Source organism: Nonomuraea sp. SBT364 (assembly GCF_001083785.1).
GTDB lineage: Bacteria > Actinomycetota > Actinomycetes > Streptosporangiales > Streptosporangiaceae > Nonomuraea.
Genome location: NZ_LAVL01000026.1, coordinates 36,662 through 57,754 on the forward strand (window position 1 = coordinate 36,662; position 21,093 = coordinate 57,754).

20 protein-coding genes are annotated in these 21,093 nt (G+C 72.1%); 7 read left to right on the forward strand and 13 right to left on the reverse strand.

Annotated features, from left to right (window positions below):
• Positions 1-3: 3 nt before the first annotated feature.
• The 3 genes from ADY59_RS15160 to ADY59_RS15170 all read left to right on the forward strand — a co-directional run bounded on the left by ADY59_RS15160 (position 4) and on the right by ADY59_RS15170 (position 2,894).
• Positions 4-546, forward strand: a complete 543-nt coding sequence (locus ADY59_RS15160) for a MarR family transcriptional regulator (protein ID WP_082310114.1) — start codon at positions 4-6, stop codon at positions 544-546.
• Positions 547-598: 52 nt separating this feature from the next.
• A complete protein-coding gene (locus ADY59_RS15165) occupies positions 599-1,429 on the forward strand; it encodes an alpha/beta fold hydrolase (RefSeq protein WP_049562605.1) in 831 nt (276 codons plus the stop codon).
• Between the two features lie 97 nt (positions 1,430-1,526).
• Entirely contained in the window at positions 1,527-2,894 is a 1,368-nt protein-coding gene (locus ADY59_RS15170) for an alpha/beta hydrolase domain-containing protein (protein WP_231618729.1), read from the forward strand.
• An 18-nt stretch (positions 2,895-2,912) separates the two neighbouring features.
• Here the strand turns inward: ADY59_RS15170 and ADY59_RS15175 are convergent, their stop codons facing one another.
• Positions 2,913-3,392, reverse strand: a complete 480-nt coding sequence (locus ADY59_RS15175; protein ID WP_049562607.1) for a hypothetical protein — start codon at positions 3,390-3,392, stop codon at positions 2,913-2,915.
• A gap of 327 nt (positions 3,393-3,719) precedes the next feature.
• Here ADY59_RS15175 and ADY59_RS15180 point away from each other — a divergent pair, with 327 nt between their 5' ends.
• The gene (locus ADY59_RS15180) at positions 3,720-4,376 is read left to right on the forward strand and encodes a response regulator transcription factor (protein ID WP_049562609.1); all 657 of its coding nucleotides are present in this window, start codon (positions 3,720-3,722) and stop codon (positions 4,374-4,376) included.
• On the forward strand, positions 4,373-5,602 hold the full coding sequence (locus ADY59_RS15185; protein WP_049562610.1) for a sensor histidine kinase: 1,230 nt from the start codon (positions 4,373-4,375) through the stop codon (positions 5,600-5,602). The genes ADY59_RS15180 and ADY59_RS15185 overlap by 4 nt, the downstream gene beginning before the upstream one ends.
• Here the strand turns inward: ADY59_RS15185 and ADY59_RS15190 are convergent.
• Together ADY59_RS15190 and ADY59_RS15195 are read right to left on the reverse strand one after the other, a co-directional pair.
• A complete protein-coding gene (locus ADY59_RS15190) occupies positions 5,542-7,071 on the reverse strand; it encodes an alpha/beta fold hydrolase (RefSeq protein ID WP_197093652.1) in 1,530 nt (509 codons plus the stop codon). The genes ADY59_RS15185 and ADY59_RS15190 overlap by 61 nt on opposite strands.
• Before the next feature lie 77 nt (positions 7,072-7,148).
• Positions 7,149-8,225, reverse strand: a complete 1,077-nt coding sequence (locus ADY59_RS15195) for a serine hydrolase domain-containing protein (RefSeq protein ID WP_049562611.1) — start codon at positions 8,223-8,225, stop codon at positions 7,149-7,151.
• Between the two features lie 164 nt (positions 8,226-8,389).
• Between ADY59_RS15195 and ADY59_RS15200 the strand changes: the two genes are divergently transcribed.
• Positions 8,390-8,905, forward strand: a complete 516-nt coding sequence (locus tag ADY59_RS15200; protein ID WP_049562613.1) for a hypothetical protein — start codon at positions 8,390-8,392, stop codon at positions 8,903-8,905.
• A 188-nt stretch (positions 8,906-9,093) separates the two neighbouring features.
• Here ADY59_RS15200 and ADY59_RS15205 read toward each other — a convergent pair whose 3' ends face one another.
• Complete coding sequence (locus ADY59_RS15205) at positions 9,094-9,681, reverse strand: TetR/AcrR family transcriptional regulator (protein ID WP_049562615.1); 588 nt, start codon at positions 9,679-9,681, stop codon at positions 9,094-9,096.
• A 70-nt stretch (positions 9,682-9,751) separates the two neighbouring features.
• Between ADY59_RS15205 and ADY59_RS15210 the strand changes: the two genes are divergently transcribed.
• On the forward strand, positions 9,752-10,645 hold the full coding sequence (locus ADY59_RS15210; RefSeq protein ID WP_049562617.1) for an NADP-dependent oxidoreductase: 894 nt from the start codon (positions 9,752-9,754) through the stop codon (positions 10,643-10,645).
• A 109-nt stretch (positions 10,646-10,754) separates the two neighbouring features.
• Here ADY59_RS15210 and acnA read toward each other — a convergent pair whose 3' ends face one another.
• Genes acnA through ADY59_RS15255 form a run of 9 tightly spaced genes read right to left on the reverse strand, consistent with a single transcriptional unit; the run spans position 10,755 to position 21,092 of the window.
• Positions 10,755-13,325 (reverse strand): aconitate hydratase AcnA, encoded by a 2,571-nt coding sequence (gene acnA / locus ADY59_RS15215; RefSeq protein WP_049562619.1) that lies wholly within the window; start codon positions 13,323-13,325, stop codon positions 10,755-10,757.
• Complete coding sequence (locus tag ADY59_RS15220) at positions 13,322-13,627, reverse strand: putative quinol monooxygenase (RefSeq protein WP_049562621.1); 306 nt, start codon at positions 13,625-13,627, stop codon at positions 13,322-13,324. Before ADY59_RS15220 ends, acnA begins: the two co-directional genes overlap by 4 nt.
• Entirely contained in the window at positions 13,615-14,661 is a 1,047-nt protein-coding gene (locus ADY59_RS15225; RefSeq protein WP_049562623.1) for an Ldh family oxidoreductase, read from the reverse strand. The genes ADY59_RS15220 and ADY59_RS15225 overlap by 13 nt, the downstream gene beginning before the upstream one ends.
• Positions 14,658-15,269: a 3-oxo-tetronate 4-phosphate decarboxylase gene (gene otnC, locus ADY59_RS15230; protein ID WP_049562626.1), complete on the reverse strand. Its 612-nt coding sequence runs from the start codon at positions 15,267-15,269 to the stop codon at positions 14,658-14,660. Before otnC ends, ADY59_RS15225 begins: the two co-directional genes overlap by 4 nt.
• On the reverse strand, positions 15,266-16,498 hold the full coding sequence (gene otnK, locus ADY59_RS15235) for a 3-oxo-tetronate kinase (protein ID WP_049562628.1): 1,233 nt from the start codon (positions 16,496-16,498) through the stop codon (positions 15,266-15,268). Before otnK ends, otnC begins: the two co-directional genes overlap by 4 nt.
• Positions 16,495-17,142 (reverse strand): aspartate/glutamate racemase family protein, encoded by a 648-nt coding sequence (locus tag ADY59_RS15240; RefSeq protein ID WP_049562630.1) that lies wholly within the window; start codon positions 17,140-17,142, stop codon positions 16,495-16,497. The genes otnK and ADY59_RS15240 overlap by 4 nt, the downstream gene beginning before the upstream one ends.
• Positions 17,139-18,188: an isocitrate/isopropylmalate dehydrogenase family protein gene (locus ADY59_RS15245; RefSeq protein WP_231618730.1), complete on the reverse strand. Its 1,050-nt coding sequence runs from the start codon at positions 18,186-18,188 to the stop codon at positions 17,139-17,141. The genes ADY59_RS15240 and ADY59_RS15245 overlap by 4 nt, the downstream gene beginning before the upstream one ends.
• A 29-nt stretch (positions 18,189-18,217) precedes the next feature.
• Complete coding sequence (locus ADY59_RS15250) at positions 18,218-19,327, reverse strand: ABC transporter ATP-binding protein (protein WP_049562634.1); 1,110 nt, start codon at positions 19,325-19,327, stop codon at positions 18,218-18,220.
• A complete protein-coding gene (locus tag ADY59_RS15255; RefSeq protein ID WP_049562636.1) occupies positions 19,320-21,092 on the reverse strand; it encodes an ABC transporter permease in 1,773 nt (590 codons plus the stop codon). The genes ADY59_RS15250 and ADY59_RS15255 overlap by 8 nt, the downstream gene beginning before the upstream one ends.
• Between the last annotated feature and the right edge of the window lies 1 nt (position 21,093).

Here is a 21,093-nt window from a genome sequence, read left to right on the forward strand (position 1 = left end):
AGTATGAATCACCACCGCGAACTGGGCCATCTTCCCCCCTCCGCCACCCGAACCCCCAGCTCGGCCACGTCCGGGGCCGTCGTCGAGAGTGCCGCCGCCGCCCTGGTCGCCGTCTGGGCGCACTCCAGGCACGCCGCGGTCACCAAGGTCTCCTCCATCCAGCTTCAGGCGCTGCTCACCCTCGAACCCCACGAGCACATCAACCTCGCCACGCTCAGCGAGGCGCTGGGGGCACTGCCGTCGTCCACCAGCCGCCTCTGCGACCGTCTGGAGGCCACCGGCTGGGTGCGCCGCTCGGCCTCCCAGGGCGACCGCCGCGAGCTGACCATCAGCCTCACCGCTTCCGGAAGAGCCCTGCTGGCGAAGCTGCGCGCACGACGCCAGGCAGACCTCGCCCAGGTCATGGACGAGATGCCGCAAGGGGCACGGGCGGCCCTCATGCTCGGGCTGAGCGCGTTCACCGCGGCCGCGAGCCGCGTCGGGGCCCAGCGCGAGGACCACACCGATGACCCGTGGACCGTCATCGCCGGACGATTCATCGCCTGATAGGCAACATTCGTGCGATCCGCCGCCGTCCGGCGTCGGCGACAGTGGCCTCATGACCCTTTCCGACGGCGGCGCGCAGTCGAGCCTGGCGCTGGACGGCGGCGACATCCACGTGTGCCAGGACGGCCCCCGCGACGCCCCCGCACTCCTGCTCATCCACGGGTCCGCCTCCTCGGTCCGCTCGTGGGACCCGCTGGTCCCGATGCTGACCGGATCCCATCACGTCATCCGGATCGACCTGCTCGGGCACGGCAGGTCGGCCAAACCGGCCGACGGCGGCTACGGGATCCCCGACCAGGCACACCGGGCCGGCGTGGTGCTGGACCGGCTCGGCGTCGAGCGCGCCATCGTGGCCGGCCACTCCTCCGGCGGCTGCACCGCCACGGCCCTCGCCGGGCAACGACCCGGCCTGGTGACCGCGCTCGCGCTCATCAACACCGGTCCCAGCCTGGACGCCCTCATCCCCCAGGAGCCCGCCGCCATCGGACCGGCGCAGTGGCCTCCGACCGACGAGCAGATCCGCCGGCTGGCCGCCACCGGGTTCAGCCGCGCGGGCTACCGGATCCCCCGGGAACTTCTGGACGAAGTGCGCAGCATGACCTTCCACACGTTCACCATGACCATGCAGGCGTCCCGCGACTACCTGGAGCAGCAGGCGCTCCCGGATCGGCTGACGCCCCTCGGCAAGCCGCTGCTGGTGATCTTCGGCGAGGAGGACCGCAGGTGGCGATCCTCGTCCGCTGCCCGGTACCGCGCCGTTCCGGGGGCCAAGGTCGAGCTGCTGCCCGGCCTCGGGCACTCGCCCCAGATGGAGGACCCGACGCGGACCGCCGCCCTCCTCCTGGCCTTCACCGATCCACGCGGCACCGGCGATGGACGGTGAAACTACCGATGCCGGGCGCCGCATCCTTGTACATGATCCGTGGGTACGGCCGTCGCGTCCGGTTCCGCGCGGCCCTCGCGGAAGGTGTCACATGCGCATGCCGACCTGTACGAGATCGACCCGGCTCATGATCGCGGGCGCGGTGACCGCCCTGGCCGCCATGCTGCCGGGCGCGCCCGTCCTGGCCCAGGCGCCACGACCGGTCCCGGCCCCGCTCGTCGAGGGCCCCGTCCCCGGCACGCCGCCCGGCGACCCGGCCGCACCGGAGGTGACGGACACCTACCCATGGCTGGCGACGGACGCCGACCTGGCCTCCCTCGGCTACGTCGAGCAGGAGTTCTACCTGTCCGGCAAGGCCGACGCCTACAGCGCCACCGGCGAGACGCTCGCCACCGCCGTGCCGTACCGGACCCGGGTGATCGTGCGCCGTCCGCTCTCCCCGGCGAGGTTCAACGGGACGGTGCTGGCCGAGTGGCAGAACGTCTCGGCCGGCTACGACCTGGACGCGCTGTGGAGCGTCGACCAGATCACCCGGGCGGGCTACGCGTGGGTCGGCGTCTCCGCGCAGCGCGTGGGCGTCAACCAGCTACGCGCCTGGAGCCCGGCCCGTTACGGCGCGCTGGACGTGACCGGAGGCGGCCAGTTCAACGCCGACCAGCTCTCCTACGACGTCTTCGCCCAGGCGGGCAAGGCGATCCGGGCGCACGGCGGCGTCCTCGGCGGGCTGCGCGCCCGTACGGTGCTGGCCATCGGCGCGTCGCAGTCGGCGGGCAGGCTGAGCGTCATGTACGACGCGGTACTGCCTCAGATGGAGCCCGTCTACCACGCGTACGCGCCGATCGTCGGCCCGGCGCCCACCCGCGCGGGCGCCGAGAAGGTGTTCCAGATCATGTCCGAGACCGACGTACGCTCACCGGTGCGGCCCGCCGACACCGACCGGTTCCGCCGCTGGGAGGTCGCGGGCACGGCCCACTCCGGCTGGCACGGCCAGCAGCAACGCCGGACCCTGCTGGAACGGGATCTCGGCGCGGCGCCCACCTTCGACTGCGCCAGACCGCCGTGGAGCCGCGCCCCGCTGCACCACATGATCGCCGCCGGTTATCTGCACCTGACCCGCTGGGTCGAGCGCGGCATCGCCCCGCCCACCGCGCCGCCGCTGCTGTTCAACGCCGACGGCACCAAAGCTCGCGACGAGCTGGGCCTGGCGCTCGGCGGCATCCGGCCTTCCCAGGTGGAGGTGCCGACCGCATTGAACACCGGCGACAACTCAGGTGAGACGTTCTGCGTCCTGTTCGGCACCCACATCCCCTTCGACCAGGCGCAACTGGACGCGCTCTACCCGAGCCGGGCCCGGTACGTCGCCGCGGTGAAGGCCGCCGACGCGCACAACCTCAAGGCGGGCTACCTGCTGCCCGCCGACGCGCTGCGGAACCTCGCCGACGCCGTCGGGCCGTCCCGCCCATGACCCCGCGGGCGCCGGCGGTCAGTTGAACGGGTTGTCGTACGTGGCCGAATTCCTTCTCCAGGTCGCCTGATTCTGCCCGTTGAAATTCACTCCCTCGACCTCGAACGTCACGTTCGTGACGGTGCTGCCGACATAATCGGTCCTGCTGTACAGCCTTGCCGGGTATTTGCACTGGGCGATTTTCGTGTCGCCGTAATTCAAGCTGTGGGAGGCGCGCTGGACGGTACGGTCATTGATCCGGACGTAGCCGCCGGCGGCGCTGTAGCTCGACTCGCGGCACAGATAGAACTGATACGTGTACGTCGTGCTGTCGTTGAACTCGACCCAGCCGTACATGCCGGACAGCTTCTGCCCGTAGTCCCCGTAGACCTCCAGGGTGATGGGCACCTGCGCGCTGGAGGTGGCGGCGTGGGCCGGCACGGAGGCCGTGGCCAGCAGCGCGAGAACGACGGTCAGGAGCCGTGCCGCGACGCGGCGCCGCGAGGTGGTGGATGGCAATTCTCGTCTCCTCTGCCTGAAGTGACGTCCGTTTCGACGACGTTATTGGCGGCGCCTGGGAACCGTCCAGCGGGACATTCTCCGGCACCGAATCGGATGGGCGTTAACCAGGCGGAGTGCCGCCTGATACGGCACTCCGCCGGATGATTGATTTCCGGCTACCGGTGTATTCGGCCGCCGGCGCCACGTAGCGTTCCGGCCCGCGTACCGTGAAATTTTCAGCGTCGAAAAGTTTCGCCGCTCGGCGTTCGGTTGTCGGTCCGCGACGTGCCGGCCACGGTCGCGGACCATATGTGGCCCATATGCGGGCGTTGCGATACTGCCCGGATGCGTGTGCTCCTGGTCGAAGACGAGCAGCCCCTCGCCGGATACATCGAGGCCGGGCTGCGCAAGCACGGTTTCACCGTCGACGTCGCACTGGACGGGCGCAGCGCGCTGGACAAGTGCGAGCTCACCCCGTACGAGGTGGTCGTCCTGGACCGGGACCTGCCGCTCGTGCACGGCGACGCGGTGTGCCGCCGGCTCGCCCGGCGGGGCAGGTCGCGGGTGCTGATGCTGACCGCGTCCGACGCCGTGGAGGACCGGGTCGGCGGGCTGATGCTGGGCGCCGACGACTACCTCGGCAAGCCGTTCGCGTTCTCGGAGCTGGTCGCCCGCGTGCACGCGCTCGTGCGGCGCAGCGCGCCGGCCCGCCCGACGGTGCTGCGCGCCGGCGGCGTGGCGCTGGATCCGGCCCGTCGCAGCGCCGAGCGGGACGGGCGGCTGCTGCGGCTGACCCCCAAGGAGTTCGGCGTGCTGGAGCAGCTGCTGGCCGCCGGCGGCGCCGTCGTCAGCGCGGAGACGCTGCTGGAGATGGCGTGGGACGAGCACGCCGACCCGTTCACCAACGCGGTCCGGATCACCGTCGGCACGCTGCGCCGCAAGCTCGGCGACCCGCCCGTGATCGAGACCGTCATCGGCGCCGGTTACCGGATCAGCCCATGAAGCTGACGGCCCGGGCCCGGCTCGCGTCGCTGCAGACCGCCCTCGTGCTGGCCGCCGGGGCCGCGCTGACCGGGCTGACCTACCTGCTGATGCGGCGACGCCCCGCGCTCGTCACCCACCTGGACCCGGGTGGCCCCGACCCGCAGGGCACGCTCCGGCTGATGCCGCCGCGGGCGCGGGACCTGCACGATCTCGTCGGCCAGGTGCGGGCCGACACCCTGTCCGCGCTGCTGCCCCAGGCCGGTCTGGCGCTCGTGGTGGTGACCGTCCTGTCCGCCGTGCTGGCCTGGCTGGTGGCCGGCCGGGTGCTGCGGCCGATCCGCGTGATCTCCTCGGCCGCCCGGCGGCTGTCGGCCGAGAACCTCACCGAGCGGGTCCCCGTCACGACCCCGGCCGACGAGCTGTCGGCGCTGGCCGGCACGGTCAACGACATGCTGGACCGCATCCAGCGCGGCGTCACCGAGCGCGAACGGATCCTGGACAGCCAGCGGCTGTTCACCGCCAACGCCGCCCACGAGCTGCGTACGCCGCTGACCACCGCACGCACCGCGATCGACGTCACCCTGGACGGCCGGCCCAGCCGCGACGAGCTGTTCGCGATGGCCGGTGACGTCCGCGACGCCGTCGAGCACATGCAACGCGTCCTGGACGGGCTGCTGCTGCTGGCCCGCAGCCAGGCAGGGCTCAGCGCGCGGGAACCGGCCGACCTGGCCGCCATCGCGGCCACCGCCCTCGGCGCGGCCGAGGGGCGGGCGGCGACCGCCGGCATATCCGTACGCGCCGGGCTGCGGCCCGCACCCGTCACCGGCGAGCCAGTGCTGCTCGAACGGATGATCGGCAACCTGGTCGACAACGCGCTCCGCTACAACCACACCGGCGGGCACCTCATGATCGAAACGTACGCAGCGGCCGGACGCGCCGTCCTGAGGATCAGCAACACCGGCCGCGAGATCGCGCCGGAGGAGGCGCGGACGCTGCTGGAGCCGTTCGTGCACGGGCAAGGCGCCCGCGTCCGCACCGACGGCCTGGGCCTGGGGCTGTCCATCGTGCGCGCGATCACCCTCGCCCACCGGGGACGCGTCGCGGTCGCCGCCCGCCCCGGCGGCGGCCTCGACATCACCGTCGACCTCCCGGACCCCGATGCCCCGGGCGGAAGGGCGCCGGATCACGGCGCCGGCACCTTGGCGCCGGCGCAGCCCTTGTCGATCAGGCCGCTGGCGAAGTAGGCGACCACGTCGGCGGCGCATTCGCGGAGGGCTGAGGAGTGGGCGTCGTCGTCGACGGTGTAGACCCTGCCGCCGATCTTGGCCTGCATCTGAGCCGCGTATTCGTACGCGGACATGAACTCGTGACGGTGCCCGGCCAGGACGAGCGACCCTTCGCCGTGGCGCAGCCGGGTCGTCTGTGCCGGCAGCGGCCAGCCGGCGCATCCGGCGCCGAAGTGCGAGGCCCGGCCGGTGACCGGATTGCGCTTGAGGAGCTTCTGGTAAGCGGACCAGGCGGCGGAGAAGCTGAGCCGGCTATGGTCCTCGTTGCACATGACCGCACGGTTCATCGTCATGTTGACCCACTCCGTCGCGCCGGGAACGGGCGGGGGCTGCCGGGCGCCGAAGATCTGCTTGACGGTGGGCGGCGCGGTGCTGCCGGTCGCATCCCGCAATTCGGCGAGCGCCTTGCCCGCCTGCGGCCAGTCGCGTGAGGTTCTCGCGGCCAGCCCGGCGATCGAGCCGCCGTCGATGGTCGCCTTCAGGTCGGTGAAGGACCTGGGGTTACGGTCGTGGTCGCGGCCGAGCTTCAGGACCGCGGCGCGCACCTGCCGGCCGGTGGTGCCGAGGCCGAAAATCTTGTGGTGACGGGCGAGCCAGGCGGCGAAGCGCGAGAAATTGCGTTCGGTGGCCCGTACGCGCGCCTGTTCGTGTTCGGCGAGGCTGTTGCCCGAGAAGGCCACGCTGTCGAGGAAGACGCGGCCGGTCCGGTCGGGGAAGAGGCTGCGGTAGACCGCGCCGAGCCAGGTGCCGTAGGACACGCCGAGCAGGTTGAGGTCGGCCTGGCCCAAGGCGGCTCTCACCAGATCCAGGTCCCGGGCCACGTTCACGGTGGTGAGCCGGCCGAGGAAGGCGGGATCGGTCCGCCCGCAGGCCAGGTTGCCGGCTGCCCCGGCGTCGTAGTTCCGCCTGGCCGCCGCCTTCGTCAAGGGACCGGAGTTCCCGTGGATCTGACCTGAACCTTCGCAGTTGACCTTGGTGCTGTAGTTCACGCCACGGGGATCGAAGCCGATGAGGTCGAACCGGTCGTTCAGCCGCGCGCTCTCCTTGTTGGCGAGCGTGACCCTGAGGGGATCGAGGTACCCGGGCTGCCCCGGCCCGCCGGGGGCGACGGCGAGGGCGCCGAGCCGGTGCTCCTGGTCCACGGCGGCCAGCCGGGTGATCGCGATGGTGATCTTCCGGCCGTCAGGGCGGCTGTGATCCAGTGGGACGCTCACCGTCCCGCAGTTCAGGCGCTTCATCTGGGCGCGGAACGCCGCTATCCGCTCTCGGGGATAGCCCATGTTGACGATCGCGGCATCGGAGTAGGAGGGGCAGGCTTTCCAGTCGACAGCGGGATCGGCCCGGTCAGCGACAGCGATGCCCGGCAGGGCGGTGCCCACCATCGCGCAACTCAGCACCCCGAGGCGCGCCCTGGTCCAACGGTTCACGGCAACGATTCCTTCCTGGTCGGGACGTGGAGGAGGACCGCCAAGGCCTCCGGCAGAGGGCAGGCGGACGGCTCCGGTCATGGGCCGGGGCACAGCACGGCTTCGGCAGCCCTGTTCACGGCCTCGCCGACGGCCGTCGCCTTCTCGTTGTCGACCTTCAAGGTGGCGGCCACCGCGAACTGGATCCGGCCGTCGGCCGAGGAGAAGGTGGTGGAGGTGATGCCGGGCATGCCGCCGGAGGCCGAGGAGACCGTTCCGCCGCACAGGCCGGGGAACGGTCGTGGCAGCTGCCGTTGCAGATCCGCGGGGACCAGCTTGCCCTGGCCGAGCGCGCGGTAGAAGGCGCTGACGTCGTGCGCGGTGGAGATCGCTCCTTCGGCGCCGTAGCTGGTGGCGTTGAGCCGGTCGACGTCGCGGGGCCGGCCCTTGGCGTCGGGGGAGTAACCGTGTCCGTGCGGCCCCTTGATCCGGTCGGAGACCCTGGTGGCCAGGTAGGTGCTCTTCATGCCGAGGGGGGCGAACAGGCGCCGCTTGAACTCGACGGCGCGATCGTGGCCGGTCACCCTTTCGATGATCATGCCTAGGAGGACGTAGTTGGTGGTGGAGTAGCGGTACCGGCCAAGCTCGCCCAGGGGCAGGGTGTATGCGGCTTTCACCAGGTCGATCGGCTTGTAGGCGGTGGTGAAGTCGAAGACGTCGAACGCCCCGCTTTCGAGGAAATCGGGAATGCCTGAAGTGTGCCGGATCAGATCCCGCACAGTGATCGTCTCGGCCCCGTCCGGGAAGTCGTGCTCGGGCAGCAGGTCACCGAGCTTGCCGTCCAGGCCGAGCTTGCCCTCACCCACGAGTTGCAGGACGACCGTGGCCTCCATCAGCTTGGTCTGGGACGCGATGCGGAAACGGGAATCCGAGGGGATGCGCCCGCCCTTGCCGCCGAGCAGACGCGAGCCGGCCGTCCCCTTGCCCACCCGCTCGCCGCCGACGTACACCTCGCCGATGGCGCCCACCACGCCGTCGGTCTTCGCCAGGTTCGTGATCGCCCGCTGGACGTCTCCCAGCTTGACCTGCTCGGCGCCGGCGGGTGCGGGGACGCTGAGCGCCAGCACCGCGCATGCCACCCCGGCGGCCGTGCCGGCAGTCGTGCCACGCCTCATCGATGTGATCCTCTCGCTGGGGATTTTCGAGGGTCCACATCTACTGGCCGGCACCGATCGAGGGCCGATCGACGGACCATATCCCTTCCATAGGGGCGTTGCGCTATTGATCTCTGTTCGTGACGACGTCCATCCCGACGGTTCGTTCGACGAGGAGAGATTCCATGACAGGACGGGTTCTACGCGCGCTGGTCACGGCACCGCTCGTGCTCACGCTGGGGCTGACCGGCTGCGGTTCCGGCGATCCGGGCGGCGCGGATGTGGCCTCGGCCGGAGACCGGACCGGGGCCCGCGCCGCACCGAGCGCGGACTCGCAGGAGAGGGCGCTGAAGTACGCCCAATGCATGCGGGAGCACGACATCGACATGCCGGACCCCGACCCCAGCGGCAGGCTGACGATGACGCTCGACGCGCCGCAGGACAAGGTCGAGGCTGCCCAGGAGGCGTGCAGGCAGTACGCGCCGACCGGCCGGCAGCGGGTCCGCAACGACCCCAAGATGGCCGAGGACCTGCGCAAGATGGCCCAGTGCATGCGCGACAACGGCGTCGAGGCCTACCCCGACCCCGAGGGCGGCATGATGCGCATCACCCAGGAGGCCGGTGAGGACCCGGATTTCAAGGCCGCCGAGAAGAAATGCAAGCAGGTGTCCGCCGAGGCACCGGCCAGTCCGCGGCAGTGAACAGCGCGGGACGGCCGGACGCGACGGCGGGCGATGCGTCGGGATCCGTCGACTTCGCCCCCGTGCCGGAGCTGTTCAGGCTGACGGCGAGGGCCCCGGACCCGCTGCCGACAGGCCCGTGAGGACGACGCCGATGGCGCGGGCGAGGACGTCGGGGGTGGGGGCGGACGCCTGGGACAGGGCGCGTATCAGCAGGTAGACCTCCGGCCCGCGGCGTCCCAGGCCGCCTCGATCATCCGGAAGATCTCGTCCACCGCGGCCTCCGGATCGGCCGCCTCGCGAGCCAGCGAATGCGCGTCGATCACGAACCTGGCGATCGTCCGGCAGGCCGTCGTGATCGACGGCAGATCAAGGTCGGCGGCGACGGCCGCCGCCAGTGACTCCGCATGGCGCAGCCTCATCGCCACCTCGTAGTCCCGCAGGGCCGGTGACTCGTCGATCATGCGCCAGATCGGGGCGGCACCCTCCGCCGTGCAGTGTCGCACCATGGCATGGATCTCGCGGCGCAGCGCAGGAATGAGCGGCTCGCCCGGCGGCCGATCGGTGACCGCCTGGGTGAGGCGGTGCTCGAAGGTTCCGTCCTGCTCGAACACCAGGGCCTCTTTCGAGGCGAAGTGAGCGAAGATCGTGGTCACCGCCACGTCGGCCTCGGCGGCCACGTCACGCAGGCCCACCGCGTCGTAGCCCCGCTCGAGGAAGAGCCGCAGGGCGGTCTCGGCGATGTTCTGGCGGGTCGCGGCCTTCTTGCGCTCCCGGCGTCCGAACAGCACGGTCATGCCCTGATGCTAGCAAATACAAAAGACCATCCGTTTCGAAACGCTAACCGTTAGTGCTACGGTCGGCCGCATGAAGAAGGTGAGCTTCGCCGAGTTCGGCGGCCCGGACGTTCTGCAACTCATAGACGCCGAGGAGCCCCACGCGGGCCCCGGCCAGATCCGCATCGCCGTACGGGCGGCGGGCGTGAACCCCGTCGACTGGAGGGTGCGCGAAGGCCAGATGCTGAAGGCCCATCCGATCACGTTGCCCGCCGGGGTCGGGCTGGACGCCTCGGGGGTGGTGGACGAGGTGGGCGAGGGCGTCGAGGACGTCAAGGCCGGCGACCACGTGTTCGGCGAAGGCTCCAGCACCTATGCCGAGTACGCCGTGCTGTCCGCCTGGGCCCGCATGCCGGAAGGTCTGACGTTCGAAGAGGCGGCCGGCTACCCCTCGGTGGTCGAGACCGCGCTGCGCATCATCCGCGAGGTCGGGGTGCGGCCCGGCCAGACTCTGCTGGTCAGCGGTGCGTCCGGGGGCGTCGGATCGGCGGTGCTGCAGATCGCCCGCGACCGCGGCATCACGGTGATCGGCACGGCCGGGGTGGCGAACCAGGACTATCTACGCAACCTGGGCGCCCTCGCCACGACGTACGGGGAGGGCTGGGTCGAGCGGGTGAGGCAGCTCGGCCACGTCGACGCGGCCCTCGATCTGGCCGGCTCGGGCGTGATCCGCGAGCTCGTCGAGCTGACCGGCGACCCGCGGAAGGTGATCTCCATCGCCGACCTCGGCGCACCGGAGTTCGGGGTGCGATTCTCCGGTGCGGCCGGGAGCGTGCCGGCAGCGCTCGCCGAAGCCGTCGGCCTCATCGAGCGGGGAAGACTTCACATCCCGGTCGAGCGGTCGTACACGCTCGCCGAGGCCGCGAAGGCGCACATCGACAGCCAGGCCGGTCACGCGCGCGGGCGGCGCGTGGTGGTCGCCTGAGCCGCCGCCGGGCCCGCCGGGCGGTCGTCGGACGGGGGCGGTGCATCGCGCTCGCTCGTCTGCGTCCTCGGCCCGAATGATCCACGAACGCCCTGCCGCCACAGGGGCCTCAGCCCGCGAGCAGGTGGCGCAGGACGTAAGGCATGATGCCGCCGTGCCGGTAGTAGGCGGCCTCGCGTGGCGTGTCCAGGCGAAGGCGGGCCTGGAAGGTGATGGCGCCGGCGGTCACGGTGAGCGTGGGCGGGCGGTCCGGCCCGTCGAGTGCCGCGAGCCCGGCGACGGTGATGGTCTCGTGGCCGGTCAGGCCGAGCTCGCCGGGGCCCTCCCCGGGGAGGAACTGCAGCGGGAGCACCCCCATGCCGACCAGGTTCGACCGGTGGATGCGTTCGAACGACTTGGCGATCACGGCTTCGACGCCCAGCAGCGCGGGCCCCTTGGCCGCCCAGTCGCGTGAGGAGCCGGCGCCGTAGCCCTCACCGGCCAGCACCACGGCGGGCACCGAGGCGGCCCGGTAGGCGCAGGCGGCCTCGTACACGCTGGTGACCCGGCCGCCGTCCAGGAAGTTGGGGGTGAGACCGCCTTCGGTGCCGGGGGCGAGCTGGTTGCGCAGGCGGACGTTGGCGAAGGCGCCGCGCATCATGACCTCGTGGTTGCCGCGGCGGGAGGCGTAGGTGTTGAGCTGGTGGCGGGGGACTCCCAGCCCGGTGAGGTAGCGTCCGGCGGGGCTGGACGGCAGGATGGCGCCGGCCGGCGAGATGTGGTCGGTGGTGATGAAGTCGCCCAGCTTGACCAGGACCCGGGCGTCGCGGATGTCGGTGACGGGCGGCGGCTCCGCGGGCATCCCGTCCAGGTAGGGGGCGCGGCGTACGTAGGTGGAGCCGGGGTCCCAGGGGTAGGTGGCGGAGGCGGAAGCGTCCAGGCGCTGCCAGCGCTCGTCGCCGTCGAGGATGCCGGCGTAGGCGCGGGTGAACATCTCGGGGCGGATCACCCTGTCGATGACGGCGCGTACCTCGTCCGGGCTGGGCCACAGATCCCGCAGGTGGACGGGGCGGCCGTCGGCGCCGGTCCCGAGAGGCTCGACGGTGAGATCGACGTTCACGGTGCCGGCCAGCGCGTAGGCGACGACGAGCGGCGGGGAGGCGAGATAGTTGGAACGGACCTCGGGCTGGATGCGGCCCTCGAAGTTGCGGTTGCCGGACAGGACCGCGGCCACGTCGAGATCGTGCTCGGCCACGGCGCGCGACACCTCGTCGACGAGCGGGCCGGAGGCGCCGATGCAGGTCATGCAGCCGAACCCGGCCAGGGCGAAGCCGAGCCGCTCCAGGGCCGGGATCAGGCCGGCCTCGGCGTAGTAGTCCATGACAACGCGCGAACCGGGTGACAGCGTCGTCTTCACCCAGGGTTTGACGCGCAGGCCGCGTTCGGCGGCCTTCTTGGCGAGCAGCCCGGCGGCGACCATGACCGACGGGTTGGAGGTGTTGGTGCAGGAGGTGATGGCGGCGATGGCGACGGTGCCGTGGCCGATCTCCTGGCCGGCCCGGGCTTCGACGGGCGGATGGTTCTGGGCGCGGAAGGCCGCCTTGACGCCGTCCAGGGGGATGCGGTCCTGCGGCCGGCGGGGGCCGGCGACCGACGGGACGACGCTGGACAGGTCGAGGTCGAGGTCGGCGGTGTAGGAAGGCGGCGCGGCGGGGTCGTGCCACAGGCCCTGTGCCTTGGCGTAGGCCTCGACCAGGTCGGCCTGCTCGTCGGAACGGCCGGTGAAGCGCAGGTACCGGATGGTCTCGTCGTCGACGGGGAACAGCGCGGCGGTGGAGCCGAACTCCGGGCTCATGTTGGAGATCGTCACCCGGTCGGTGACCGGCAGCGCGGTGACGCCGGGCCCGTGGAACTCGACGATCTTGCCGACCACGCCGTGCTCGCGCAGCCTCTCGGTGAGGGTGAGCACGAGATCGGTCGCCGTGGCGGCGGTGGGGAGCGCGCCGTGCAGGCGCACGCCGACCACGTCGGGGACGAGGATGGACACCGACTGCCCGAGCATGGCCGCCTCGGCCTCGATGCCGCCGATGCCCCAGCCGAGCGTGCCGAGCCCGTTGACCATGGTGGTGTGCGAGTCGGTGCCCAGGCACAGGTCCGGGTAGGCCGCACCGTCGTGGGTCATCACCACGCGAGCCAGGTACTCGACGTTGATCTGGTGCATGATGCCCTTGCCCGGCGGCACCACCGTGAAGCCGCGCAGTGACGCCTGCCCCCAGCGCAGGAAGCGGTAGCGCTCGGCGTTGCGCTCGTACTCCAGCTCGGCGTTGCGCGCCAGGGCGTCCGGGCGGCCGAAGACGTCGGCGATGATCGAGTGGTCGACGACGAGTTCGGCGGGGACGGCCGGGTTGACCCGCTCGGGGTCGCCGCCGAGTGCGGCCATGGCGTCGCGCATCGCGGCCAGGTCGGCGAGGGCGGGCACCCCGTTGGTGTCGTGCAGGAACACGCGGGCCGGACGCAGATCCACCGCCGCGGTGCGGTCCCCGCGCGGCTGCCATCCGGTCAGCGCCGCCACCTGCTCGGCGGGCGCGCGATGGCGGAGCAGGTTCTCCAGCATGATGCGCAGGCTGTACGGCAGGCGCGCGGGGGAGTGGACGGGATGGATGCGGTAGCGGCGGGCTCCCGCCGTGAGGTAGTCGGTCACGAGTCCTTGCCTTGCAGCGAGACGGGATGGCAGAAGGTGTTGCGATGCTCGGTCACGCACTCCTCGGCGATCTGCCGCCAGGCGGCGTAGTGCGCCGCGGAGCGGTGCTCGGTGAAGAAGGCCGTCCGGTCCCGGTAGATCTCGTACAGGATGAACCGGTGCGGGTCCTCGTCGGCGCGCACGACGTCGATGCGGAGGCAGCCGGGCTCCCGCCGGGTGGCGCGGGCGTTGGCCTCGATGCCGGTGAGGAAGGTGCCGAGACGGTCGGGCCGCGCCCGCAGATGGACGATCACGACGAACATGCGGTCATCCACCCGGGATGCGGCAGTCCGCAGGCATCGGCGAGGCGTTCGAGGCCGCGCAGGGTCTTGCCGGGCAGGCGCACACCGGTTCTGGCGGCGTTCCTGTCTTCGATCTCGCCGGGGTAGAAGATCTCGTCGAAGCCGGGCGCGAGCGGCACGGCTTTGGTGCGGTCGATGAGGTCGTCGAGGCGGCGGGCGTAGTCGGCGGGGTCGGCCACGGCGTCGAGGCGCAGGGCCAGGAGCAGGTGGCCGCAGCCGCTGCGGCGGTCGGGAACGTACGGGCCGGCCACGTCGGTGGCGTAGGAACTGCCGGTCAGCACGCCGGACAGCACGTCCATCATGAAGGAGATGCCGTAGCCCTTGTGCCCCGACATGGGCAGGATGAGCCCGTCGACGGCCTGGGCCGGATCGGTGGTGGGGCTGCCGTCCGCGGTCTGGGCCCAGCCTTCGGGGATCGCCTCCCCGCGCTCCAGGGCGGCGTAGATCTTGCCTCGGGCGACGGTGGTGTTGGCGATGTCGAGCACGACGGGGCCGCGCCGCCCGCCCGGCACCGCGATGGACCAGGGGTTGGCGCCGACGCTCTTCTCCGTGCCGCCCCAGGGGGCCATGGCGGGGCTGCCGTTGGTGGTCAGCAGGGCGACGTAGCCCTCGGCGGCGATCATGCGGGTGAAGTAGGCGGCGGTGCCGAAATGGTTGCTGTTGCGCACGGCCACCGCGCCGATGCCGTGCTCACCCGCCCGGCGTACCGCGTCACGGGCCGCGTACGCGGTGACGACCTGCCCCACGCCGTCGCGGCCGTCGAGCACGGCGACGGCGCCGCCGTCCACCACGGTCGCCACGTCGGTCACCGCGCGCATGGCGCCGGAGCGCAGGCGGTCGGCGTACCACTCCAGGCGCAGCATGCCGTGCGAGGGGTGCCCCCACGCGTCGGCCGTGACCAGGCTGTCGGCCACCAGCCGGGCATCCCGCTCGGGGACGCCGAGCGCGGTCAGGACCGCGACGCCGAAGCCGATCAGTTCGGAGGAAGGGATCATGACAGGCTCCTGACCTGGCCGGGAGTGAGCGGCCGGACGGGACGGTCACGCAGCAGCAGCCACAGCCGCGCCGTCTCCTCCAGTTCCTCGATCGCGTCGGCGGCGGCGGCGAGGCCGGCGCCGGCCACGATCGGGCCGTGGTTGGCCAGCAGCAGCGCGTGCGCGGTACGGGCCGCCCGCTCGGCCAGCGGTCCCAGCGCCGGGTCGCCGGGCGCGTGGTAGGGCAGCAGCGGCAGCCGTCCGACCCGCATCACGTAGTAGGCGGTCAGGGGCGGCAGCACGTCCTCGGGGTCGAGCCCGTCGTGACAGGACACGGCGACGGCGTGCGTGCTGTGCAGGTGGACGACCGCGCCCGCGTCCGGGCGGGCCCGGTAGAGGGCGGCGTGCAGGAACGCCTCCTTGGACGGGCGCGGCCCGTCCAGGTGCTTTCCGGCCAGGTCGACGACGGACAGGGCGCCGGGCGTCACGGTGCCGAGCGAGCCGCCGGTCGGCGTGATGAGGAACGTGTCGCCGGTGCGCGCGCTGATGTTGCCGGTGCGGCCGTGGGTGAGCCGCCGGTGGAACAGGGACGCGCCCAGGTCGGCGACCTGGCGTGCCAGGCTGGTCATGGTGTCTCCGTGGCTCGGACGAGGAGGTCGGGACGGCCGAAGTTGCCGGACTTGAGCAGCAGCGCCAGGCGCGGTTCGCCGGTGGTGAGCAGCCACGGGACACCACGGTCGGCCTCCGCGCCGACGACCGCGGCCGTCACGCCGAGCGCGTTCACCACGGCGCCGGAGGTCTCGCCGCCGGCCACGACGATGCGGCGCGCGCCCAGTTCGGCGGCGCGGGCCGCGACGGCGGCCAGCGCCCGTTCGAGGAACGCGGCCGCGCCTGGCGAACGCCGCTCCGGCGGGGCCGAGGAGTAGACCAGCATCCGCTCCTCCCGGGCGAGCCGGCTCTCCAGCCAGCTCAGCGCCTCGGCCTGACCGTCGTCGTGCGCGTGCAGCCGGTGGGCGGGCATGCGCCCGCGCGCCACCGCCACCTGCTCCAGCGTGGCCGCCGAGCAACTGCCCGCGAGCACCACGGACGGCCCCGGCGGCAGCGCCGGCACGCCGTCCCCGGCGGGAAGGTCCGTGGCGGGAAGGTCCGTGCCGGCGAGAGCGCCGGTCGCGCGGGCCAGCCCCGCGGCGCCCGTGATCACGGGCAGGTGCGCGGCGGCGCGGGCGATGATGTCGAGGTGGCCGTCGCTGACGGCGTCGGTCACGGCGTGGCGGACGCCGCGCGCCTCCAGCTCGTCCAACGCGGATCGCACCGCGCCGGCGCCGCGCTCCACCGTCCGCAGCGGGATCAGCGCGACGCCGTGCGGCGTCTGCCGTCCCAGGACGCGGACCAGGTCGGAGTCCGTCATGGGGGTGAGCGGGTGGTGCCGCATCGGCGACTCCGACAGCAGCCGGTCACCGACGAACAGGTGCCCCTGGTAGACGGTACGGCCGTGTTCGGGCGAGGCCGGGCACACGACGGTCAGGCCGGCCCCGCCCGCCTCGGCCAGCGCCCGGGCGACCGGGCCGATGTTGCCCTGGTCGGTGGAGTCGAAGGTGGAGCAGTACTTGACGTAGAGCCGCCGGACGCCGGCGCCGGCCAGCCAGTCCTGGGCGGCGCGCGAGGCGGCCACAGCCTCCCCGGCCGGGACCGAGCGGGTCTTGAGCGCGACGACGACCGCGTCGCAACCCGGCAGGACCGCGCCGGGCTCCGGCGGCCCGAACAGCAGGACCGTACGCAGCCCCGACCGCCGGAAGGCCGCGGCCACGTCGGTGCCGCCGGTGTAGTCGTCGGCCACGCAGCCGAGCAGCGGGCTCATCGCAGGGCCTCGCGCAACGCCCTGGCCGCCGCGAGCGGCGGGCTCAGCACCGGCACGCCGAGCCGGTCGCCCAGCTCGGCATGGACCGGGCTGATCGAGTACTGGCCGAGCAGGACCAGGTCGGCACCGGGCAGGGCGGGCCCGGCGGCCCGCGCGAGCACGTCGGTCAGGTCCGGCCAGTCCTGGGAGGCCGCCGCGGCGGCGGCTCCCGGCGCCGCGACCGCGCGGATCTCGGCGCCGCCCGCCACCTCTTCCAGCCGCCGGGCCGAGTCCGCCGCCGCCGAGCCGAGCGAGCCGAGCACCAGGACCGTGCCGGGCCGGCGCCGCCCGGCTTCGGCGAACATCGCCTCGTCCGAGCCCGTCACCGGCACGTCGTGCAACCGCCGCGCCAGCTGGGCGGCGGGGCCGTACATGGAGCAGGACAGCAGCACGGCGTCCGCGCCGCCGCGGACCGCGTGGTCGACGAGCGCCAGCATGCGTCGCGTAAGCGCGGGCGTCATGCCGCCGGCCGCGTCGGCCTCCGTCACGAGCCGGTCGTCCAGCAGGTGCCAGACGGTGGCCTCGGGGAACCCTTCGGCGAGCCCGTCGGCGGCGGGCTGGATGGAGGCCGGGGTGGCGTTGACGACGGCGACCGTGAAGGTCATCGCTTCACGCCGGCGGCGACGGCCTCCGCGAAGGCCCGGGTGCCGGTCGTGCCCCCCATGTCCCGGGTACGGATGCCGGCGCGGACGGTGTCGGCGACCGCCGCCTCGATGCGCGTGGCGGCCTCGGCCAGGGCCGAATCCTGGTGCCGGGCGCCCAGCCAGTCGAGCAGCATGGCGCTGGACAGGATCATCGCGATCGGGTTGGCCAGGTCGCGGCCGGCGATGTCGGGGGCGGAGCCGTGGGCCGCCTGCGCCATGGCGCGCTCGTGGGAGGAGTTGATGGACGGGGCGATGCCGAGCGATCCGGCGATCTCTCCGGCCAGGTCGGACAGGATGTCGCCGAACATGTTCTCGGTGACGATCACGTCGAAGTCGTTCGCCCGCCGCACCAGGTGGACGGTCATCGCGTCGATGTGGAAGTCGTCCACGGTCACGTCCGGGTAGCCCGCGGCGACCTCCTGGCAGACGTCGCGGAACATGCCGGTGGTGAGCTTCAGCACGTTCGCCTTGTGGACGACGGTGACCTTGCCGCGCCGGCGGGAGGCCAGCTCGAACGCCTCGACGGCGATCCGCTCGACCGCGGGCCGGGTGATGATGCCCATGGCGATGGCCACGTCGGGCGACGGCATGAACTCGCCGGTGCCCTTGTAGGTGCTGCGGTCGGCGTAGAAGCCCTGAGTGTTCTCCCGCACGATGACCAGGTCGGTGCCGGGGACGATCGCGTCGGCGCCCTCGAACGACTTGGCCGGGCGGATGTTGGCGAACAGGTCGAAGTGCTTGCGGATGGTGCCGCTGGGGTTGAGCTTGGAGCGGTGCGGCTCGGGGTAGGCGGCGCTGTCGTGCGGGCCGAGCAGCCAGGCGTCCAGTCCCTCCAGCGCCGTCAGCGTCGATTCCGGTACGGCATCGCCGTGCGTGCCGATGGCGGAGGCGCCCAGCGGCAGCTCCACCCAGTCGGCGGGGGCGGCGCCGGCCGCCGCGAGCGCGGCGTCCACGACCAGGACGGACGCGGGCACGATCTCGGGCCCGATGCCGTCGCCTTCGAGCACGCCAAGACGGTAGGAAGTCACAGAAGTCCTCACTGTGCGATGGTGATGAGCGCTTCGACGTCCTGGGGCAGGGCGTCGGTGGTCGGATAGAGCAGGAACGCGGCGGGCTCGGCGACGAGCGTCACCTCTCCGGCCAGACCGGGGCGGGAGGTCTCGGCCTCGCTGACGTGGTCGCCCAGGCGCAGGTCGTACTCGTGGCGGGCGCCGACGTAGGAGCTGGTGAGCACCTGGGCGGTGAGCACGTTGACGTCGGCGGGCGCGGTGCGGCCGGGCGGGAGTATCTCCAGCCGTTCGGGGCGGATCGCCACGGTGACGCGGGTGCCGGCGGTCACGGCGGTGCCGGGGACGGCGACGGCCTGCCCGGTGCAGTCGAGCCGCACCTCCCGCGGGCCGGTCGCGGTGCCGGTGAGGAAGTTGCAGCGGCCGACGAAGGCGGCGACCTCGGCGGTGGCCGGCCTCTCGTAGATCTCTTCGGGGGCGCCGATCTGCACCATGTCGCCTTTGGACATCACCGCGATGCGGTCGCTCAGGGCCAGCGCCTCCTCCTGGTCGTGGGTGACGTACACGGTGGTGATGCCGAGTTCGGTCTGCAGCCGCTTGAGCCAGGCGCGGGCCTGGTCGCGCAGTTTGGCGTCCAGGTTGGACAGCGGCTCGTCGAGCAGCAGGACGCCGGGGGAGTAGACCAGGGCGCGGGCGAGCGCGACGCGCTGCTGCTGGCCGCCGGAGAGCTGGTGCGGGTAGCGGTCCCTCAGCTCGGCCAGTCCCACCTTGCCCAGGGCCTCGGTGATGAGCGTGTCCTGTTCGCGCCGGTCGACCTTGCGGATCTTCAGCGGCATGGCCAGGTTCTGGGCGACGGTCATGTGCGGCCACAGCGCGTACGACTGGAACACCATGCCGAGGTTGCGGCCCTCGGGGGGCACGAACGTGCCCGCGTCGACGAAGGTGGCGGCTCCGACGGCGATGCTCCCGCTGGTGGGCTGCTCCAGGCCGGCGATGCAGGCCAGGGTGGTGGACTTGCCGCAGCCGCTGGGGCCGAGCAGGGTGAAGAACTCGCCGTCGGCGATGGTGAACGAGATGTCGCGCAGGACGGCGTTGTCGCCGAAGCGCTTGGACAGGTGGGCGACCTTGACCTCAGGCATTGTCGTCTGCTTTCTGGTGGCGTCCCTTGAGGAGGAGTCCGGCGAGCCCGACGAAGGTCGCCGTGATGGCGATCTGCAGGCTGGCCAGGGCGGCCACGGAGCCGGTGTTGCCCTGCACCCACAGTTCGAGCATGGTGGTGCCGATGATGTTGGTGTCGGCCGAGGCCAGGAAGACCGCGGGCGAGTACTCCTTGAGCAGCGTCACGAACGTCAGGATCAGCGCCCCGGCGAAGGCCGGCCGCAGCAGCGCGGCCAGGATGCGGGTGAACGTGCGCACCCAGTCGGCCCCCGACACGCGGGCGGCGTTGTCCAGCTCGCGGCCGATCTGCATGATCGACGGCGAGATGGAGCCGAACCCGCTGGGCAGCGCGCGCAGCCCGAACCCGATGATCAGCACCCACAGCGTGCCCTGGAGCAGGCTGCCCAGCCCGAAGGGGGCGAAGGCCAGCGCCCAGAACAGGCCGATGCCGACGATGATGCCGGGCATCGCCTGCGGGGCGAGCGCCAGATACTCCACCGCGCGGCCGAAACGGAAGCTCGACCGCCTGGCCACCATGACCGCCGCCAGCGACAGCACGCTGACCAGGACGGCGCCGATCGCGGCCACCAGCAGGCTGTTGACGATCGACTGCACGTACACCGGATAGGTGAAGATGCGCTCGTAGTTGTCGCCGGTGAGGCTCTTGAAGGGCGACTGCAGCGGCGTGAACACCTGCGTGAACGAGCGGAACACCAGCCCGCCGATGGGGATCAGGGCCCCCATGACGACGTAGAAGGCGATGGCGGCAGCGCTGATCCACTTCAGCCACCCCAGGTCCAGCGGCCGCGGGCGGGTGGCCTTGCCACGTACGGAGACGAACCGCTGGGCGTTCTTCAGCAGTTTGGCCTGCAGCGCGACCAGGGTGATCGTCACCACCAGGATGATCGCCGAGGCCGCGCCCAGCACGCCGTAGTCCGGATTGATCGACTGCAGGCCGTTGCGGTACAGGAACGTGGAGAAGACGTCGATGCCGACCGGCTGGCCGAACAGCAGCGGCACGCTCAGCGTCTCCACCGACATGCTGATCACCAGGATGGAGCTGTAGACGACGGGCGGGCGCAGCAGCGGCAGGATCACCGAGCGCAGGACGCGCAGCGGTCCCGCACCGCACACCTGCGCGGCGGCCTCCAGCGAGGCGTCGCTCTGGCGCAGGGCGTTCGCGCAGAAGGTGTAGACGATCGGGGCCAGCGCCACGGCCTCGGTGAGTGCCATGCCGGGGATGGTGTACAGGTCCCACGGCAGGAAGCCGAGGACGCGGCGCACCTCGACGCTGACGAACCCGGCCGGGCCGTACATGGTGATCCAGCCGAAACCGAGGATGAGCGAGGAGATGAAGAACGGCCACTGCATGGCGGCGGCGAAGACGCGGCCGCCGGGCAGCTTCGTGCGCACCACGATCACCGCCATCGGCACCGCGATGAGCAGGCTGAGCACGGTGGTCAGCCCCGCGAACAGCGCCGTGTTGAGCACGACGCGGCCGAATCCCGCCTCGGTGAACAGCCGCACGTAGTTGCCGGCGCCGAGCACGCCGCCCGCCTCGTACAGGGGACGGTCGAGGAAGGACTGGTACAGCGTCGGCACCACCGGTGCCAGCACCAGCACGGCCAGCAGGAGCAACACGCCGTACTGCAGCCAGCTCTCCCGCGTCAGCCCCAGCGGCCTGCGGTAGCGGGGCGGGGGATGCGCCGGCGCCGAGCCCCGGCGCGGCGGTGACAGGGTGGTCATC

Coding starts and splice junctions, on each gene's coding strand:
- ADY59_RS15205 (WP_049562615.1), bottom strand. CDS start 9,681: ATGACCGTGCTGTTCGGACGCCGGGAGCGCAAGAAGGCCGCGACCCGC.
- ADY59_RS15200 (WP_049562613.1), top strand. CDS start 8,390: ATGACAGGACGGGTTCTACGCGCGCTGGTCACGGCACCGCTCGTGCTC.
- ADY59_RS15170 (WP_231618729.1), top strand. CDS start 1,527: ATGCCGACCTGTACGAGATCGACCCGGCTCATGATCGCGGGCGCGGTG.
- ADY59_RS15210 (WP_049562617.1), top strand. CDS start 9,752: ATGAAGAAGGTGAGCTTCGCCGAGTTCGGCGGCCCGGACGTTCTGCAA.
- ADY59_RS15225 (WP_049562623.1), bottom strand. CDS start 14,661: ATGATCCCTTCCTCCGAACTGATCGGCTTCGGCGTCGCGGTCCTGACC.
- otnC (WP_049562626.1), bottom strand. CDS start 15,269: ATGACCAGCCTGGCACGCCAGGTCGCCGACCTGGGCGCGTCCCTGTTC.
- ADY59_RS15160 (WP_082310114.1), top strand. CDS start 4: ATGAATCACCACCGCGAACTGGGCCATCTTCCCCCCTCCGCCACCCGA.
- ADY59_RS15195 (WP_049562611.1), bottom strand. CDS start 8,225: ATGAGGCGTGGCACGACTGCCGGCACGGCCGCCGGGGTGGCATGCGCG.
- ADY59_RS15240 (WP_049562630.1), bottom strand. CDS start 17,142: ATGACCTTCACGGTCGCCGTCGTCAACGCCACCCCGGCCTCCATCCAG.
- ADY59_RS15250 (WP_049562634.1), bottom strand. CDS start 19,327: ATGCCTGAGGTCAAGGTCGCCCACCTGTCCAAGCGCTTCGGCGACAAC.
- ADY59_RS15180 (WP_049562609.1), top strand. CDS start 3,720: ATGCGTGTGCTCCTGGTCGAAGACGAGCAGCCCCTCGCCGGATACATC.
- otnK (WP_049562628.1), bottom strand. CDS start 16,498: ATGAGCCCGCTGCTCGGCTGCGTGGCCGACGACTACACCGGCGGCACC.
- ADY59_RS15165 (WP_049562605.1), top strand. CDS start 599: ATGACCCTTTCCGACGGCGGCGCGCAGTCGAGCCTGGCGCTGGACGGC.
- ADY59_RS15185 (WP_049562610.1), top strand. CDS start 4,373: ATGAAGCTGACGGCCCGGGCCCGGCTCGCGTCGCTGCAGACCGCCCTC.
- ADY59_RS15255 (WP_049562636.1), bottom strand. CDS start 21,092: ATGACCACCCTGTCACCGCCGCGCCGGGGCTCGGCGCCGGCGCATCCC.
- ADY59_RS15220 (WP_049562621.1), bottom strand. CDS start 13,627: ATGTTCGTCGTGATCGTCCATCTGCGGGCGCGGCCCGACCGTCTCGGC.